Source organism: Dechloromonas denitrificans (assembly GCF_020510685.1).
GTDB classification, from domain to species: domain Bacteria; phylum Pseudomonadota; class Gammaproteobacteria; order Burkholderiales; family Rhodocyclaceae; genus Azonexus; species Azonexus denitrificans_A.
Genome location: NZ_CP075185.1, coordinates 2,376,931 through 2,393,973 on the forward strand (window position 1 = coordinate 2,376,931; position 17,043 = coordinate 2,393,973).

13 protein-coding genes are annotated in these 17,043 nt (G+C 61.1%); all 13 read right to left on the reverse strand.

What is annotated here, in order from left to right; translation table 11 throughout:
* Positions 1–6 precede the first annotated feature (6 nt).
* Positions 7–858, reverse strand: a complete 852-nt coding sequence (locus KI611_RS11275; protein WP_226414571.1) for a Pvc16 family protein — start codon at positions 856–858, stop codon at positions 7–9.
* 10 nt (positions 859–868) lie between these two features.
* Entirely contained in the window at positions 869–3,901 is a 3,033-nt protein-coding gene (locus tag KI611_RS11280) for a hypothetical protein (RefSeq protein WP_226414575.1), read from the reverse strand.
* On the reverse strand, positions 3,898–6,069 hold the full coding sequence (locus tag KI611_RS11285) for an ATP-binding protein (protein WP_226414578.1): 2,172 nt from the start codon (positions 6,067–6,069) through the stop codon (positions 3,898–3,900). The genes KI611_RS11280 and KI611_RS11285 overlap by 4 nt, the downstream gene beginning before the upstream one ends.
* Positions 6,070–6,393: 324 nt before the next feature.
* On the reverse strand, positions 6,394–6,954 hold the full coding sequence (locus tag KI611_RS11290; protein ID WP_226414581.1) for a DNA/RNA non-specific endonuclease: 561 nt from the start codon (positions 6,952–6,954) through the stop codon (positions 6,394–6,396).
* Between the two features lie 41 nt (positions 6,955–6,995).
* A complete protein-coding gene (locus tag KI611_RS11295; RefSeq protein ID WP_226414584.1) occupies positions 6,996–7,979 on the reverse strand; it encodes a patatin-like phospholipase family protein in 984 nt (327 codons plus the stop codon).
* The gene (locus KI611_RS22180; RefSeq protein WP_413463975.1) at positions 7,939–9,123 is read right to left on the reverse strand and encodes a patatin-like phospholipase family protein; all 1,185 of its coding nucleotides are present in this window, start codon (positions 9,121–9,123) and stop codon (positions 7,939–7,941) included. Before KI611_RS22180 ends, KI611_RS11295 begins: the two co-directional genes overlap by 41 nt.
* 114 nt (positions 9,124–9,237) lie before the next feature.
* On the reverse strand, positions 9,238–10,323 hold the full coding sequence (locus KI611_RS11305) for a hypothetical protein (RefSeq protein ID WP_226414587.1): 1,086 nt from the start codon (positions 10,321–10,323) through the stop codon (positions 9,238–9,240).
* A gap of 16 nt (positions 10,324–10,339) precedes the next feature.
* Positions 10,340–11,122 carry an SGNH/GDSL hydrolase family protein gene (locus KI611_RS11310; RefSeq protein WP_226414590.1) on the reverse strand — a complete coding sequence of 261 codons (783 nt, stop codon included), beginning with the start codon at positions 11,120–11,122 and terminating at the stop codon, positions 10,340–10,342.
* A 130-nt stretch (positions 11,123–11,252) separates the two neighbouring features.
* Positions 11,253–12,290: a CobW family GTP-binding protein gene (locus KI611_RS11315; RefSeq protein WP_226414594.1), complete on the reverse strand. Its 1,038-nt coding sequence runs from the start codon at positions 12,288–12,290 to the stop codon at positions 11,253–11,255.
* A gap of 73 nt (positions 12,291–12,363) precedes the next feature.
* Positions 12,364–12,567, reverse strand: coding sequence for a YbdD/YjiX family protein (locus KI611_RS11320; RefSeq protein WP_226414598.1), 204 nt, complete (start codon positions 12,565–12,567; stop codon positions 12,364–12,366).
* 1 nt (position 12,568) lies between these two features.
* Positions 12,569–14,635, reverse strand: coding sequence for a carbon starvation CstA family protein (locus KI611_RS11325; RefSeq protein WP_226414601.1), 2,067 nt, complete (start codon positions 14,633–14,635; stop codon positions 12,569–12,571).
* Between the two features lie 236 nt (positions 14,636–14,871).
* Positions 14,872–15,078 carry a hypothetical protein gene (locus KI611_RS11330; RefSeq protein ID WP_226414604.1) on the reverse strand — a complete coding sequence of 69 codons (207 nt, stop codon included), beginning with the start codon at positions 15,076–15,078 and terminating at the stop codon, positions 14,872–14,874.
* 141 nt (positions 15,079–15,219) lie between these two features.
* A complete protein-coding gene (locus KI611_RS11335; protein ID WP_226414607.1) occupies positions 15,220–16,923 on the reverse strand; it encodes an ABC transporter ATP-binding protein/permease in 1,704 nt (567 codons plus the stop codon).
* Positions 16,924–17,043: the final 120 nt, after the last annotated feature.

Consider the following 17,043-nt stretch of genomic DNA (forward strand, 5'->3'; position numbering starts at 1 on the left):
TCTCCTTCAGATTGCGTCGGTTAAAGTGAGGTCAAAAGCACCGGGACTGGTGCCGGGAACCGCCACGGACACGGTGGTGGCGACATACCCCTGCCGGCTGGCGCTGATCTGGTAATGGCCGGCGGCGATCGTGGAAAAACTGTAGCGCCCATCCGCATCGCTCGTCGTGCGCAGGCCGAGTTCGACCAGCGTCAGTTCGGCGCCGCCGATCGCCTCCCAGGTATTGGCGCGCCGCACGGTACCGGCAAAATGGAAGAGCGGCTCGGCGATCCCCAGGCTCGTCTCGTGGATGACCATCTCCTTGGTCGAAACCTCGGGGGCTTCGACCGGCTCGCCGGCCTGATCCATCGCGATGGTCGCGCTCAGCGTAATCGACGGGCGCAACTTGCCGCCCAGCGCCGACCAGAACTCCGCCGGGTTGCGGACCAATTCGCCTTGCGCGGCGAGGAGCGGAACCGGGTTGCGCTGGCTGGCCAGTTCGCCTTGCAGGAGATTCGCCGGAATCGCCGGCAGGCGGGAAAAAAGGCGCAACACTTCGCCGAGCAACTGGTGCTGGCCGAGAATGTTCGCCTCGCCGGTCACCCCTGCCTCGATCCAGGCGGTGACCAGATAGGAGCAGGCCACCCGGAGCGGCGGCCGGCGTATCGTGACCACGCCGTTCTGCCTTTCGACCACCGGTTCGTTGTTCCGCAACTCGGCATTCTCGCGAACGTCGTAGAGGAACAGGTTGATGACGGTCTTGTCGGGATTGAACGACTCCGCAGGACGATCGAACACGACCTCGGCATCGCGCACGATGGTCGGCGCGCTGGCCGCCTCGAGGATGGCTCTCAACGACAAATCGAGATCATGAAACATGGCCCGTTCCTCACTTCGTTGTCTTGCGTTCCAGCCACGTCTTCAGCGCTTCGCCAAAGGCATCCTGGAGCGGATTGCCGGATGATCGCTTGATGGCCAGGTCGTCGAGCAGGCCGATCGCCCACGGCTCGGGGCTGACGAACATGTCGTCCACCACCACCCGCCCGTTGAATTCCTTGAGCCGGACGGGCTCCACCAGATCCGGTCGGGCCCCGACATTGACCCGCAACGAGAAGAACAGTTTTTCGCCTTTGCCGGGTTGCTGAACGAACACCGAGTAGCGGCGATAGACCAGCGCATGCCCGGCATCCTTGGCATGGCTTACGGCATTTTCGGCCACCATCCGGACCTCCGAATTCGACCCACCCAGCTTGCCGCGCATGCGCCGCAAGAAGCTTTCGACCCCCTGCCCCTCGATCAGCTGGTTGTACACGTCGTATTTGACCGGAAGCCCCAGGTTGCCCGGCCCACGGGCCAATCCAACGGGCGCTCCGAAATTGAGTTCGACGCTGAGCGGGCCTGACAGATGCAATATTTCCGAGGACGGATTCTTGTCCCGGAAACTCTGCGACATCTCGCCTCGCGTCGGCATGTCGGTCGGCGGGCGTTCGTTCCCCTTGCGCAGATAGCCTTCGGCGATGGTGTTGAAATGCCCTGGACGATCCGGGTCGGCCTTCATCCAGGCCCGCGCGACGACTTGGCCGCGGCGATCGACGAATTCGAGCACCTCGTTGAGGCCGACGGTGACCACCGGCCGCCCCGCCCCGGCCGCCGTCTGCAGATCGTCGGTCCGGATCTGGCGTGACTGATAATCGGCGGGCGGCACACTGCGTTTGCGCAGCGCCGGCTGGGCGACATCTTTTCCCGGCCCTTTCGCCGCCGTGCCGAAATTGGTTTTGCCGCCCACCGCGCCTTCGTTGTCGAGTTTTCCCTTGCGCCGTTGCTCAAGCCAGCGGTCAGTATCGGCGCGCGCCACCGGATTGTCGAAAATAGCCCGGCTCTCGTGGTAACTGTCGAAATCGGCAACGCGGCTGAAATTCTTGGTGATCCTTTTGCCATCGGCATTGACCGTTTCGATCACCAATCCACCTTCCTTGGTCACCGTGTAGGCCGAGCGGCCGCGCTTGCCGCCGGGCAGCGGAAACTCGACGATTTCGGTCATCGTCCGCCCCTGGCCGGCGACCCGGTGCGCCAGTTCGGCGACATCGGCCTGGGCCGGCATGCGCCACAGCGGCACGTCGGCGGTATTGGTGTGGAAGTGCTGAACAGCCCGCCATGCATTATCGTCCTGTGGCGGGTGCACCTCGGTCGTCTGGCCGAGACGGACGACGTACTCGCCGGTGTCCGGATGCTGCCAGATGCCCACTTCGTGCAGCCCGCCGGTTTCGGCAATCACCCGGTCGTAGAGCGTACGGGCCGCTTCGAGCGAACCGTGCGGTTTGCCGATGGTGACGCTGCCACCCTTGGCCGACGCTGCGTAGCGCGGCTTGCGCCGGCCGCTTGCCACCTCGGGCGGCGTCTTGGGCGCATCGCGCGGCCCCAGGCGCGCCTTGACCTCCTCGGCCATGGCCAGTTGATGCGAATCGGCCACCGCCTCCCGCTTCTCGCTGAGTACAAGCTTCGGCGACGGCTGCGGCTCGGCCCGCCCGGCCATGCTCTTGCTGCCTGCCGCAACGTCGGCTGGCGAGGCGGCTTTGACGGGCTTCTCGGCGGCTGCCTCGCGCCTTGCCTGGGCATGTCCATGGGTGTCGATGGCCAAAGACATCAGCTGCGGGATCAGGCCGGCGAGCACCTCGCCATAGGCCATTTCCTTGTCCTTCGGGCTGTCGGCCGAGGCGGCGATATCCGCCAGACGCTTGAGCGAGGTCGTGGTCTGCAACATCCCGAGCAGCACGCCGACGCGCGCCCGGGTCACCTGCTGGCTGGTCGACGATGCACTTTTGGCGGCCATCGCTGTGCCGATCAGGCTGGAGGCGAGCATGACGACCTGATCGATAAAGTCGTTGTCGTTCAACAGATCGACCAAGGCGGTCGACTTGCCGGCCTTCTGCCGGGCTTCGATCACTCGGGCGATCCCCTGGGCAGCCATGCCGACGCCCTGCAGTCCGCCAAGCACACCGAGCGCCTGGTTGGCCTTCTTGAGCTTTTCCAGGTTCTGGGCCAGCTGCATCAGCTTGCCGCCTTTGGCCCCCAGGGCACGCGACAGGTTGACCAGCTGCCAGATGACATCGCCGCCGGCGGTGCCGATCTGCGCGGCGTTCATGCCGAGCAGCAGGCTTTCCGACGAATCCCACTCGCGGCCGAAGAGAATGTGCGCCGTCTCGTCGAATTGCTCGGCCATCGCTTGCGCCGCCTTGGGGCCGGCGAGGCCGACCAGGCCGGTGCCCATGCCCTTGAGCATGCCCCATAGCCCCATCGCCTCCTGCCGGGCAATCAGCGCAACGCCACTCTCGGTGTCGGCGCCCTCCGGGGCATCGGTCCGCTGCGTCTCGCTTAGCTTGACCGTGCGCTTGAACTCTTCGAGCCAGTAGCCGCGCAGCATGTACCACAGCGCATCGTAGGCGATGGCGTACTGGTCCTGCCAGAGCGAGCGGAAGCTGCTGCGCGAGAAGGAGCGCGACTTCAGGCGGGCGAGGAAGTGGTCGAGCATCGGCGTGCGGCTGATGCCGCGTTGCTCGGTCGACCGGCTATCGTCCTTTTTCGCCCAGCCACGGATCTTCTCTAGGATCAGCGTCTGATCGCCCGTATCAGGAGTGCCTTTTTTCAGGATGCGGACAATGTAATCGATATCGGCGTCGATCTCGGCGCGCGTTTCCGGGGCGAGCGGCACCAGTCTGACGGCCGCCTTTTCCGGTGTCGTGCCGGCAACCGGAGAATTCGGGCGATCGGCCGTCAGCATCGACTGGGCCCGCTGATTGCCTACCGTCCGCTGCAAGTACATCGGCGTGCCGGTGTTGGCCGGGCGTTGCGCGCTCGGCGCCGGTTTCGGACGCCGCGTACTGACGGCTGGCGAGGTCTCCCGCGCGACGTATGCCCGGTTCATGCCGTCGCCCTCGACGGCTGTTCGCCTGGCGTCAGGCTCTTGCCGATTTTCTGCAACTCGCGTTGCGCCGCACGCAACACGTGCGCCTGGCCAACTGGCTGTCCGTCGCCGGCAGCAAGAAATGCCGCGGCCAACGCGACGTTCCTGATATGGCCGCCGCTGAATTTCAACTGCCCGGCCAAGACCCCCGGATCGATATCCTCGGCGAGCGGCACGCCGGCCGGCCACACCCCGCTCCAGATACGCCGCCGCTGTTCTTCGTCCGGGAACGGGAAGTGGACGATGAAGGCGAGCCGCCGCATGAAGGCCTCGTCGAGGTTTTGCCGCAAGTTGGTGGCGAGGATGGTGACCCCCTCGTAGCGCTCCATCTTCTGCAGCAGATAGCTGATTTCCAGGTTGGCGTAGCGGTCGTGCGAGTCCTTGACCTCGGAACGTTTGCCGAACAAAGCGTCGGCTTCGTCGAAGAACAGGATGGCGTTGGCGCTCTCGGCTGCGCTAAAGATCCGGTCGAGGTTCTTCTCGGTCTCGCCGATGTATTTGCTGACCACCCCGGCCAGATCGATGCAATAGAGGTCGAGCCCGAGATCGTTGGCGATGACCTCGGCGGCCATCGTCTTGCCGGTTCCCGACGGCCCGGCAAACAGCACGGAACAGCCCTGCCCGCGCACGCTGCGCTCGGCGAAGCCCCACTCGTCGAGGACCTTGCCACGATGTTCGACGCGCTGACATAGCTCATGCAATTGCGAAAGCGCATCGTCGGGCAACACGATGTCGCTCCAGGTGGCACGGCTGTCGATCTTGCCGGCCAAGCCGTCGAGCCGACCAGCCGATTGGCCACGGGCAGCGGCTATACAGTCATCCATCGAGGCAAACGGCAAGGCGCCGATGCCGTCCCGCTGTTTCGCATGCAGGCGCGCCTGCCGCACGGCCTCAGCGGCAGCGGCTTCGATTTGCCCCGGAGTGAGCCGGAACAGATTGGCCAGCGTTGCCAAGCGGCGTTCGTCCGCCTTGCGGCCGAGTTCGCCCAGGGCGGATTGCCAGCATGTGGCGCGCAGGGCGGCATCAGGCAGCGGAAGGTGAACATCAGCGACGTGCTGGCGTAGCGCCGAGGGCATCTCCCGTTCGCTGGCAAAGATGATGTGGCAGGGTGATTCCGTCAGCAAGGCAGCCACCGCCTCGGTGGCTATGGGCGAATCGAGCCAGCCGTGGATGCCGCCCAGGCACAGGATTGCCCCCCGCAACCAGGCTTGGCGCATGGCCAGCGTGACGGTCGGGCCGATCTCGTCGGCAGCGATACCGGTGACGTCGATAGTCAGCAGGGCATACCCGGCATGCCGGGCAACAGCTGCCGCCGCCTGGCGCTTGCCGATGCCGGCGGGGCCATGCAGCCAGACGTGCAAACGGCCCTCGGCCATCACTTCGGCAACACGGATCAGGTGCGCCCGGGTCTCGTCGGCAACGTGGAGATCCGCCAGTGAAGCCTCGCCAGCCGAAGGCCGGACAAAAGGCGCCAAACGGCTGTCGAGCCCGGTATCGCCAAGAAGATGATGGACGATCTGCTCGTCGGGCTTGACGTACCGGGCGAGCAGCGGCGGATCGGTCTGCTGCGGGTCGGCAACGAGGTGAACGATGCCCTGGCGCACCAGCGGCGCATCGGCGCTGAACACCGGGCGATGCTGCATGCGCTCGATCCCGGACGGACACAACAAGGCCAGGATCAAGTCGACAGTCGGCCGTTTGCGCGTGACGTCGTCCTGCAGGTAGGCATAGAGGCGTTCGTAGCGAAGGTCATATTCCGGTGCCAGGGCGATCAGCAGAACGTCCAGCTCAAACCCCGAAAGACCATAGCTATCGGCCATCCTTCGGGCAAAGCTGCCTTCCGTCGGGGGCCACAAGGCCAGGCCGGATGCACGGTCAATCACGAATGACGGCTGCCCGGGCTGGCGGTTCAGCAAGAGGTTTACCTGCTCTGGCGCGATGTACAAACCACGATATTTTTCCTGGCTGGCCGATCCCAGGCTGGCATCGAAGGCATCCAGGGCCGACGACAAAAGACAGTCGAGACCTCGCAAGGCACCGTGAAGCTCCGCCACCACCCCGACCAGTTCGCGAGGAGCCGGACAAACAGGCGGGCTTTCGACATTCTGGATCTTTGTGGCGGATGCCATTGTCGGTTCTCTAATCAAATCGGGCTATGTGCGAATGATCTGTTGGCCTGCTGATCGCCGGACAATATTTCGAGAATCCAAGGCGGCAAGGTGGCGCTCAAGAAGATGTGCATGAACTTCAGGAGCAGCAACCCGAACACCTCAACCAACCTGCCAGTCAAAACCATGCTTATTGCATTGATCCTACCCGCCGGGATATCCGTTTTGCATCATCCAAAGCAATGATGACAGCGAATCCAGTTGATGTTAGAGAGCCTTCGGATATTGCTGAGAAGTGCGATATAGCGCCATCTGCCAAGCAAAATCAGCACCGGCAGCGAATTGCTACTTGTTGAAGAACATGTCCTTCCACCATGAGGAGCCCCCCCTGAGTACCGCATACTCAAGTTTCGATGGAATCCAAGTGTCATCGTCGTAGATCGGGCGATGATAGAAGAACGTACCTGGGTGCTCGGCAACGTGGCGTTCCATGCTTCGGAACCGCTTCCCCTCTCCCGACCAGCCTCGGTTCAGTTCCCTGCGCTGCGGAAAAAGATTGATGTCGAGAATGCCGCCACTGGCGTGTCCAAGGAAATGACCTTTATCTGCCACAAATGCCTTGTCGCCAAGTACCCGCCGGACCGATGAGTTGACGTTGGGAAAGCCGCGCATCCGTGCACTATCCCGTTTCGTCAATTGCTCTGTTGATAGCGCATAGGCGAGAACCACCCGTTCGAATCCGTGATCGAAGAGAAAGAAGGCGGAATCGACGTTGATCGTCGAGACCTCCGATGGGCCAAAACGCTCCTCGTAGCAGGCAATGAAGTCTTCGACCGCATCGTCCCAGTTGACCAACGCTGACGGAAGCGTCGATCCGATCGTTGCGAAGACAGTCGGCAAATCCATCGCCGCGTCGCCTCCAACCCAGAAAAATCAGCTGCCCATGCTCAAATTTTCGGGGAAATACGCAGGTCAGCATGAGGCTTCAGCGCTTTTCCCTGCAGCTTTGAACCGTTTGCGATCATCGTATCGCCCATATCCTGCAGGCGCGCCAGGTAATCCGTGGCAGCCTTTCCATCGCTGATCGTATATCGCCTGCCGGTGACGACACGCTGCGTAACGCTGCTCCATGTTCCGCTGTGCAAGCGGGCGTTGAGTGATACGCCCATGCGTTCAAGCAGCCCCATGAACGTCGTTAGCCGCACCTCCTCATGGTTCGCCCAGCCCTCGCCAGCCTGCGCACCACTCGGGTGAAATCTGGTAATCAGTGCTTCCGCAGCCATCTCGCCCGCTTCACTCAGGGCTCGAATGTTCTGCTCCGGCATATTCAGATTCAATCCCCCTTCGTCCTTGCGTTGACTGATTTGAACAATTCGATCTCGATAACCCGGGTAGGGAAACTGGATCTCGTCGCGCCAGTTTTGCATCGTGTTGATGATTGCCAACAGGAATCCAACCAAGCCACTCATGGGCTTGGCGTCTTGGGGCTCCGGCCAGTAGCGAATCCTGCCGCCGATGTTGCTGTCCGGAAGATAGATGCGCCCTCCTTCGTCGATTGGATGATCGGGGTGCGGTTCCTTCAGGTTCACGGCAAATGTCGGATGACCGGGCAATGGGGCATCGAAAAAGTGAAGAGGCATGTTGCTTCCGATGCCGCCATCGGAAAACCAGACCCGGGTCGCGGTCAATACACCCGGGGCGCGGCCAGCTACGGTCGTTGAACCGGAACTCGCCTGCTCTTTTGCTTTCGAGTTGGCCTTCAAACTCCAATCGACCGAATACAACGAAACCGCCGACAACAAAATCGGAAAGCTGAGGCTCATTCGTACGGCGACGACGACCGGCAAATATTGGTTCCTGGGTAGTCGGCGCAGGCGTTTGCCGGCGGCGTTAGCAACGTGCTTCCGGTTCGTCTGGATCACGCCGATCATCGTCCTTGGCACCTTCTGCGCGATACGGCTCCCGTAGCGCGCGCATGGCCTCGGCGGGGAACAGCCGGCTCCATTCGTCTTCATCGTAGTAGAACGGAGGGCAGCCATCCCGGAAGGGAATGCTGTAGCACATCTGCTGGCTGATGGCTGTCGTCATCACCTCCAGATTGATGTCGCGCGCCGCGCCATTCGTCTTGCTGGCCTCGTTGGCCCCCCATAGGTCACCGAAAGTCAGGACTCGATCCTCCAATTTGAGTCCGGCGAGCTCGTTGAAGTAAGCCATCAGCCAGTCCGTGAGTCCTTTGGGCCCAATCTGCTCCTTGTTCATCGTGCGACCGGTACATATTCCGTAGAAATTCTTGTGTATCCCCGCTAGCAAGGTCTTCACAAACTTCGCACCGGCGATACCCAATGCAACAGCAGCCGAAAGCACCGCTGCGATGGCCACCGCGCCAACCAGAAACGGCAAGCGCCAATCCAGGGGAGCTCCGCCCAGTAACACTAGAACCAATGCGGTGAATGCAATTGCCGCAACAAGCCAGAGCAGGAACGTCCCCGCGGACAGGTTGCGCAGTCTGCGCAGTCCGAAGTAACTCCATAGAGCCCAACCCGCCAGGATCACAAGGGATACAAAAATGGCTCCCCCGGTATCCGGATAGGGGCCGGTGACGCTGACAATCGGTACGATCAGGAGCAATGCCAGCACCAAACCCAGCAACGCAAATCCCCGGAATTGACGCAGCATCGTTAGCAAGGCGGAACCCACGGCGTGCAGCGGACCGAGGTTGAGCATGCTGACAAGAACTGCGAAATGTTTCGTGACTTCTGGTGCCGGCTGAAAGAGGTGGAACAACATCGATGCCTGCGGGGATCCCATGGACTGCTGGAGATCGTCAGGCAACTCGCGCAGCCGGTCAAAGGCGCCATGATTATTGTGTTGCCGACCGTATTCCGCTGCGGCACAGCCAGCCGCCGCGATTGCTCCAGCCGATGTGCCGCCGATGTTCCGGAAGCGGTATTTTTCGGCAAGGCGCGCAATAAGTCGCGGGTAGACGACACCGCTGGTAATTCCACCTTTCATGATCAGATCGCACTGCAACATCTCGCCTTCGCCAAGTCCCGGTGCGCTGTCGGCTGGGGTCATGACCATCTGTTCTCTCCCTTGTCCAGGCCTTTCCTGGCACGATGCATCTCACCCTTGGGCAATTCCGGCAACGCTTGGCAGCATCAAGTTGATGTCGCCAAGCTTGTCAGGAAGCTAAGCGACATTTCCCTTCTTTGCCGCATCCCTCTCCAGGACGTTTGCGCCCACCGATCGAATTGAAGCCAGCGATTTCAATGCCCCGAACCAGAAAGGCGCACCAAGTGATACGGCGAAAACCGAAAGCAACAGACCGACGAGCTTTTGCCAACTGAATTGATCCCCTTCCCAACCCAGCTTGAGCCCGGAAACCCGAAGGGCATTCGCGCGGTCAATGATCACTTGATCCACTTTGCCCTGTTCTTCAAGGAGTTTTTCCTCGGCAACCCTTTCAGCTTGGCTTGCTTTGATCAAGCTATCGCTTTTCGCACAATCTGGCACGATCGGTGTCTGGAGCCGACAGGCGTCTTCGGCCTTCTTGCGCTCCTCCACGGCGGAACTCCATGCGTTCCTGGCTTGGTCCCTCGCCTTGACATCAAGGTATTCAGCCAAGTCTTTCGTCTTCGCCGCAGTTATTGCCTGCTCGGAAACCGCCTTGCGAACGGCCGGATCTACCGACAACTGATGGATCAGGGCAACCGTGTCCACGTTCATCGAACCCACCACGATGCTCGACAGCACGACAAGCACGTACTGGGTTTTCTGCCGATACCAAGCCGTCAATTGCTCCTCAAAGGTCTTGAACCAGGCATCAAGCATCTCCCGGAACTTCACGAGATCATCGCCGGCGCGAGCGCAAATATCGATCAGGATTTTCCGGATCGGACTGTTCGCAGGCAATTCCCCGGCCAAAGCGCGTATATCGCTTACCTTGGCGAAGGCATCTTCCTTGAATCCTGAGACCGACGATAGAACGCCTTGCATCAGAGGCCATGCCGCGATGTAGCTTGCCTTGAAGGTATTGGAAATACCCGATGTCCCAAGATAAGTAACGAAGGGGGAAGCGAGGACTTTGCCAGCCCCGACATCGTCGAGCGAATCTGGCTTCTCCGACAGCAAACTGCCGATTCCGCGCCGCAGCCATTTGGCGCGGCTGCTCAACACCGCGGCGATAAACTCGTTCAAGGACGTGACGGCCAGCGAAAAGACCAGATAGACCACCGACAGGCCCAACAGAACGTCGAGCGATACGAGAATGTCCATTGCACTACCTCCTCGATCAGGCCAACTCAGCCTGTTCCAGCAAGGGCTTCCAGCATTCCTTGGCAATTTTTCTGAAACCACTCCCTTTGGGGTGGAGTTCGTTCGCCCAATCGCTCTCGGCAAGCGCACCGCGACTGTCCACGACCAGCAGGTGCTCGGGATCGCCGGAGGCGATCGTCGTCAGCATTTGATGGAACTGGTCGATCAAATAGCGGACGCAGTCCCGCTGCAGTTGATCCGGCACGCCTGCCGCTACCAAGGCAGGCTTAAGCCAACCGGCACCGCCGAACACCCCGCGCCCATCCGGGATCGCGTAGTCATAGGAATGCATTACGATCAGACAACTCAGCGAGGTATGGGTATAGATCAGCCCGACCAAGCGCCGGTAATACTGATCCATCCGCTCAAGGAAAACACTGAGTCCGCCATCGCCCGATCGGAAACAGTCAGCGGCGGTACTGGCAGTCGAGCAATCCAGACGGAGCAACGGACGCATGTCGTTGAAGCCGGCGAAATCGTTTCCGCCGCCGCTGATGAAGACTGCCGACAAGCTGCTCCCGTACAAGCGCAACGCCCGGGTGACCTCGTCCTTGTACTTGCCGTCGACATAATCGAATGCCTCCGCCCCATTCATGCCCTTGGCGAGAATGGTGTGTTCTTTTCTCTCGACCACCGGCCCCAGATGACTGACCAGACTGCCGCCCGGAAATGGATACCAGAACCAGGAATCTCCGATCGCCAGGATGCTTGGCGTCACGTGGGCAAACTTCAAGCCCGCTTCATCCCAATAGACATTCATTGTCAGCCCTCCTGAATGCGATTTCCGTCAGCGTTGATCCAGCCGTTTGAATTGGAGACTACTCTCCATCATATTTGCTTGGCATCATCCAAACGGATGATCGGATCTGGCGCCGCCGCGGCAAACGCGCTCAGCTACAGGCGGCCAGGAATGCCTCGGTGATGGCCGCTGTAGCGAGACGCCGGCCGATTATCACAATGACGCTCTCCCGAACCTCGCCTGCTTCCCACACCCGGCCATAATCGAAACCGGTAATGCGGTGCACGCCCTGGAAAATCAGCCGCTCGGGCTTGTCCGCGATGGCCAGTACGCCCTTGTAACGGAGCATGTCGTTACCCTGGCTGGCCAGCAGCTCTTCGACAAAAGCGCCGATCCGGTCGAGGTCGACCACGCCGGGATGGCGCAGGACCAGCGAGGAAACATCGTCATCCCACGGTCCTTGCGGGCAGGCGGCCGGCGAGCCGCCCCGGGCATGGCCGGAGGGACGGTGGCCGGCGAGAAAGGCCGGATCGAGTTCGAGCACGTCATCCAGGTGAAAGGCATGCAGATCGAGAAGACCGGCCACTGCTTCCGTTGCGATTGGCGAAGGGATGATCGGCGCACGGACGTTGATGCGCCGCAACCGGGCTGTCAATTCCTCGACGCGGGCGGTGTCGACCAGATCGGTCTTGGTCAGCAGCAGGCGGTCGGCGAGGCCGACCTGGGCAGCGGCCACCCGATGCTGGTCGAGCTGCTCGCCGGCATGCACGGCATCGACCAGGGTCAGGATGCCGTCGAGGACATAGCGCTCGCGCACGCCTTCATCGACGAAAAACGCCTGGGCGACCGGCGCCGGATCGGCCAGGCCGGTGGTTTCCAGCAGCAGCCGGTCGAAAGCCAGGGTCCCGGCGGCGCGACGGTCGGCGAGATCGGCCAGGGCGCGGCTCATTTCGCCGCGCACGCTGCAGCAGACGCAGCCATTGGCCAGTTCGACCACGGTGATGGCCGGATTCCGGTTGTCGCTGATCAGCCCGCCATCGATGCCGACGGCACCAAATTCATTTTCGACGACGGCGATGCGCTGCTTGCCGGAACTGGCCAGCAGACGGTTGAGCAAGGTCGTCTTGCCGGCCCCGAGAAAGCCGCTGAGGATGGTGACGGGAATGGGCGAAAGAGCTTGGCTAGTCATGGTGATCCCAAAAAGTAACTGGCCGACCAGACTATCAGTCGGCCGGCCAGTGGTAATGCGCTGGAACGAGAAATTAGCAGCAGCGCCCGGGGCGCCCGTCGCCGCCGCCGTAGCGGGCCTCCTGGCGTTCCCGGAAGAACGCCTCGTACGTCATGATCGGCAAGTCGGGGTGCGTCAGGCGCATGTGCTGGACGTAGGTATCGTAGTCCGGCACGCCCACCATCAGGCGGGCGGCCTGCCCCAGATACTTGCCGACGCGGGCGATGTCCGAGAACATGTTAGACGCGGAAGCCTTCCGGAATCGGCGCGAACGGCGTTTCCTGATCGCTCCGCTTCTTGGCGATATACGCCTTGCGGCAGGCCGGGATGGTGAAGGCCAGGATGCTGATCACCAGGAAGATGAACAGTGCGGCCATGCCGGCATCGATCTGGTTGTTCAGGATGATCTGCTGCATCTGCCCGATGTTCTTGGCCGGTGCCAGCAACTCACCCTTGTCCAGCGCCGTCTGATACTTGTCGGCCGCAGCCAGGAAGCCGATCTTCGGATTTTCGTGGAACACCTTCTGCCAGCCGGCAGTCAGCGTGCACAGCAGCAGCCAGATGGTCGGCACGATGGTGACCCAGGCGAAGCGCTGGCGCTTCATCTTGAACAGCACCACGGTGGCCAGCATCAGGGCTACGCCGGCCAGCATCTGGTTGGCGATACCGAACAACGGCCACAGGGTGTTGATGCCGCCCAGCGGATCGACCACGCCCTGATAAAGGAAGTAGCCCCAGGCGGCGACGCACAGCGCGGTGGCGACCAGGCTGGCAACGATCGAATCCATCTTGCGCATCGACGGCACGAAGTGGCCCATCAGATCCTGCAACATGAAACGACCAGCGCGCGTACCGGCATCGACGGCGGTCAGGATGAACAGCGCTTCGAAGAGGATGGCAAAGTGGTACCAGAAGGCCATCATGCCCTTGCCGCCAATGAAGCCGGACAGGATGTGGGCCATGCCGACAGCCAGAGTCGGGGCGCCGCCGGCGCGCGAGATAATGGTGTTTTCACCGACATCCTTGGCCGTTTGCAGCAGCATTTCCGGAGTGACCACGAAGCCCCACTGCGAGATGACCTGGGCGGCCTGCTCGGCGGTCGTGCCGATGATGGCGGCCGGGCTGTTCATGGCGAAATAGACGCCCGGATCGATAACCGAAGCGGCGACCAGCGCCATCATTGCGACGAAGGACTCCATCAGCATGCCGCCGTAACCGATCAGACGGGCATTCTTTTCGTTGTCCAGCATCTTCGGCGTGGTGCCGGAGGAAATCAGCGCATGGAAGCCGGAAACCGCGCCGCAGGCGATGGTGATGAACAGGAAGGGGAACAGGCTGCCCGACCAGACCGGACCACTGCCGTCGATGAACTTGGTCAGCGCCGGCATCTGCAGGTCAGGCGCAACAATCGCAATGCCGACGGCCAGACCGACGATGGTGCCGATCTTAAGGAAGGTGGACAGATAGTCGCGCGGCGCCAGCAACAGCCAGACCGGCAGAACCGAGGCGACGAAACCGTAGCCTACCAGCATCCAGGTCAGTGCCTTGCCGTCGAAGGTAAACAGCGGGCCCCATACCGGGCTGGCAGCGACATCGCCGCCATAGACGATGGAGGCCATCAGCAGGACGAAGCCGATCACCGACATTTCGCCGATCCGGCCAGGCCGCAGGTAACGGCTGTAAACGCCCATCAGCAGCGCAATGGGAATGGTCGCCATGACGGTGAAGGTGCCCCACGGGGAACCGGCCAGGGCCTTGACGACGATCAGCGAAAGCACGGCAAGGATGATCACCATGATCATGAAGGTACCGAACAGCGCGATCACCCCAGGCACGGCGCCCAGCTCCGACTTGACCAGATCGCCGAGCGAGCGGCCGTCGCGGCGGGTGGAAATGAACAGCACGATGAAGTCCTGCACCGCCCCGGCAAACACGACGCCGGCCAGGATCCACAGCATGCCCGGCAGGTAGCCCATCTGGGCGGCGAGCACCGGCCCGACCAGCGGCCCGGCGCCGGCGATGGCGGCGAAATGGTGGCCGAACAGCACGTACTTGTTGGTCGGTACGTAATCGAGACCGTCGTTATGGCGAATCGCCGGGGTCATCCGCGTCGCGTCGAGTTCCATGACACGGTCGGCAATAAACAGGCTGTAGTAGCGGTAGGCAATCAAATAGGTGCACACCGCGGCAATGACCAGCCACAGCGCATTGATCGTTTCACCGCGATGCAGGCCGACGACGCCGAGGGCCGATGCCCCCAGGAGGGCCACCAGTCCCCAGACCAGGTGACGTTGGATTTTTTGCATTTTTGTTATTCCGAGACGAAAAAGTGAAGTTTATCGTCGCCGGCGAGATTGTCCCTAAGTGATATCCCTTAGAAGAGAGGTACCAGGACTCCGGACCGTTCCGGCGGAAGACCGTCGGACGCCGCGCTGGCAATGCTTTGCCGCTGGCGCTTCAACGAAACAGGAGAGAGGCAAGCCCCGGCTCCTGTTTCCGTTGGTTTGCTTATTGCCTCAAGCAAAGATCGCTCACGGCGATCTTACTGACCCAGATGCTGCAAAACGGTATGCAGGCGTTCCGCGGCTTTTGCCGCTTCCGGATCGTTCTCCGTCAGTTTCAGCACATCTTCCCAGTTGATATAACGATCGAGTCGAGCAAGGGCTTTGGCGCTGGTCGAGTCCAAATCGATGCCCAAGGCAAGAGCGTCACCGTTACCGTTGAGCTTGTAATCAAACAAACCTTGCATGCTTCGTTCTCCAAGTTGTCGCGAAATAAAGAAGGCAGTGTATAGATCAGGCACCGTAAATGAAATGCTGCGCCGTTCAAATTGCAGTTTGCCGCCTGCTAGCGATGCGCTCGCCCGGACAATGGGCATTGCCAGCTTGGATTAATGATTGAAGTGGTAGTTGGCCGCCGAATGCGACTGCCAGTCGGCATCGCCGGTCAGTTCCAGCACCTGGGTATGGAATTTCAGGATGGTCGAGCGATGGGCGACGCTGATCAACGTCGTTTGTGTATCGGCCAGTTGCCGGTAGAGGTTGGCCTCGTTGGTGACATCCAGCGCGCTGGTCGCTTCGTCGAGAATGGCAAAGCGGGGGCGGGTCAGCAGCAAGCGGGCAAAGGCCAGGCGTTGCTGCTCGCCGATCGAGAGTACCTTGTGCCAATCCATCTCGACGTCCAGGCCACCGAAACGGCTGGCCAGATCCGGCAAATTCACTTTCTCCAGCAAACCTAACAGCTCTTCGTCGGTGCACGAATACTCCCTGTGCGGGTAGAGCAACTGGCTGCGCAAAGTGCCCAGCAGCATGTACGGCTGCTGGGGAAGGAAGAGCATGTCGTCACTGCCCGGCCGGAAAATGGTACCGCTGCCCGAACGCCACAAGCCGGCAATGGCGCGCAGCAGCGAGCTCTTGCCGCTGCCGCTTTCGCCGACGATCATCAGCCCTTCGCCCTGCTTGATGGTGACCGAAAGATTCCGGATCAGTATCCGCTCGCGGTTCGGCGTATGCAGCGTAACGTCGTCCAGCCTCAGGTGCGACGCTTCGACCGAGCGGATGACGCTGTCCGGGTCATTCGGTCCGGTAGGTTGCGCGGGGAGGCATTTCGCCAGGGTATCGAGGCGATCGACGCCGGCCGCGAAACGGCTCAGGCCTTCGAAATTCTCGATGATCAGCGATATCGCGCTGAGTACCGCGGCAAAGGCACCCGCCGCCTGAACCGCCCGCCCGACCTCCAGTTCCCCGGAAAGCACCCGCCCGGCGATGATCGCGCTGGGGATGATCAGGGTCAGCAGGAAGTAGGAGTGCTGAAAAAGATTCAGCGAAAACTGGCTGCGAATAAGCCGGTTGAAATTATTGAATGCCTCGGTGAAACGCCGTTTAACCTGCTTCAACTCCTGGGCTTCGCCACGGTAGAAGGCAATGGATTCGGCATTTTCACGAACCCGGACCAGGCTGAAACGGAAATCCGCTTCGCGCCGCAGCTGATTGTAGTTGAGCCCCAACAGGCGTTGGCCGAAGACGAACACGACGATCAGCGTGCCGGCCAGGGAATAGATAACAAGGAAATAGACCAGTTCGTGCGAAATCGACCACAGCACGCTGCTGAAAGCGACCAACTGCAAGGTTGAGCTGATGATGACCAGCAGAAAGTACAGCGAGCGCTGGGTGAAGGTGGCGATGTCCTCGGCGATCCGTTGGTCCGGATTGTCAATACGATTGTTGGCATTCAACTCGTAGAAATGCCGAAAGCTGAAATAGCTGTCGAGGAAACGGTTGGTCAGCCAGCGCCGCCAGTGGATACCCAGCTTGTCGCGGACAAAGTAATAGAGAGCGTAGATCGGCACTGCCGCGATCAGCAGGCCGAGGCACAGCTTGATCGAAGTCCAGAAGCGATCTTCGTCGCGCGCCGCCAAGGCCGAGGTGAATTCGCCGGTCTGCTCGTTGAAGAGCACGGCAAATTGCGTCTGGCCGAGCAACAGGATCACCAACAGGGCAATCAGACCCCGCGCTTTCCATTTTTCCTCATGCTGCCAGTAGGGCGAGGCAAGAGCCCAGTAGCGCTTCCAGAGGTAGCGGTCAGCCGTTTTCATTATTTTTCTAAGTGGTCAATGCGCCGTTGGGGTGGGCACCGTAGGTGAATACCGATACAAGGTCGGCAAATAAAGCATGGTGAAGTTCTTTTACTCCTCGCCTCGCCTTGCGGTCAAGCA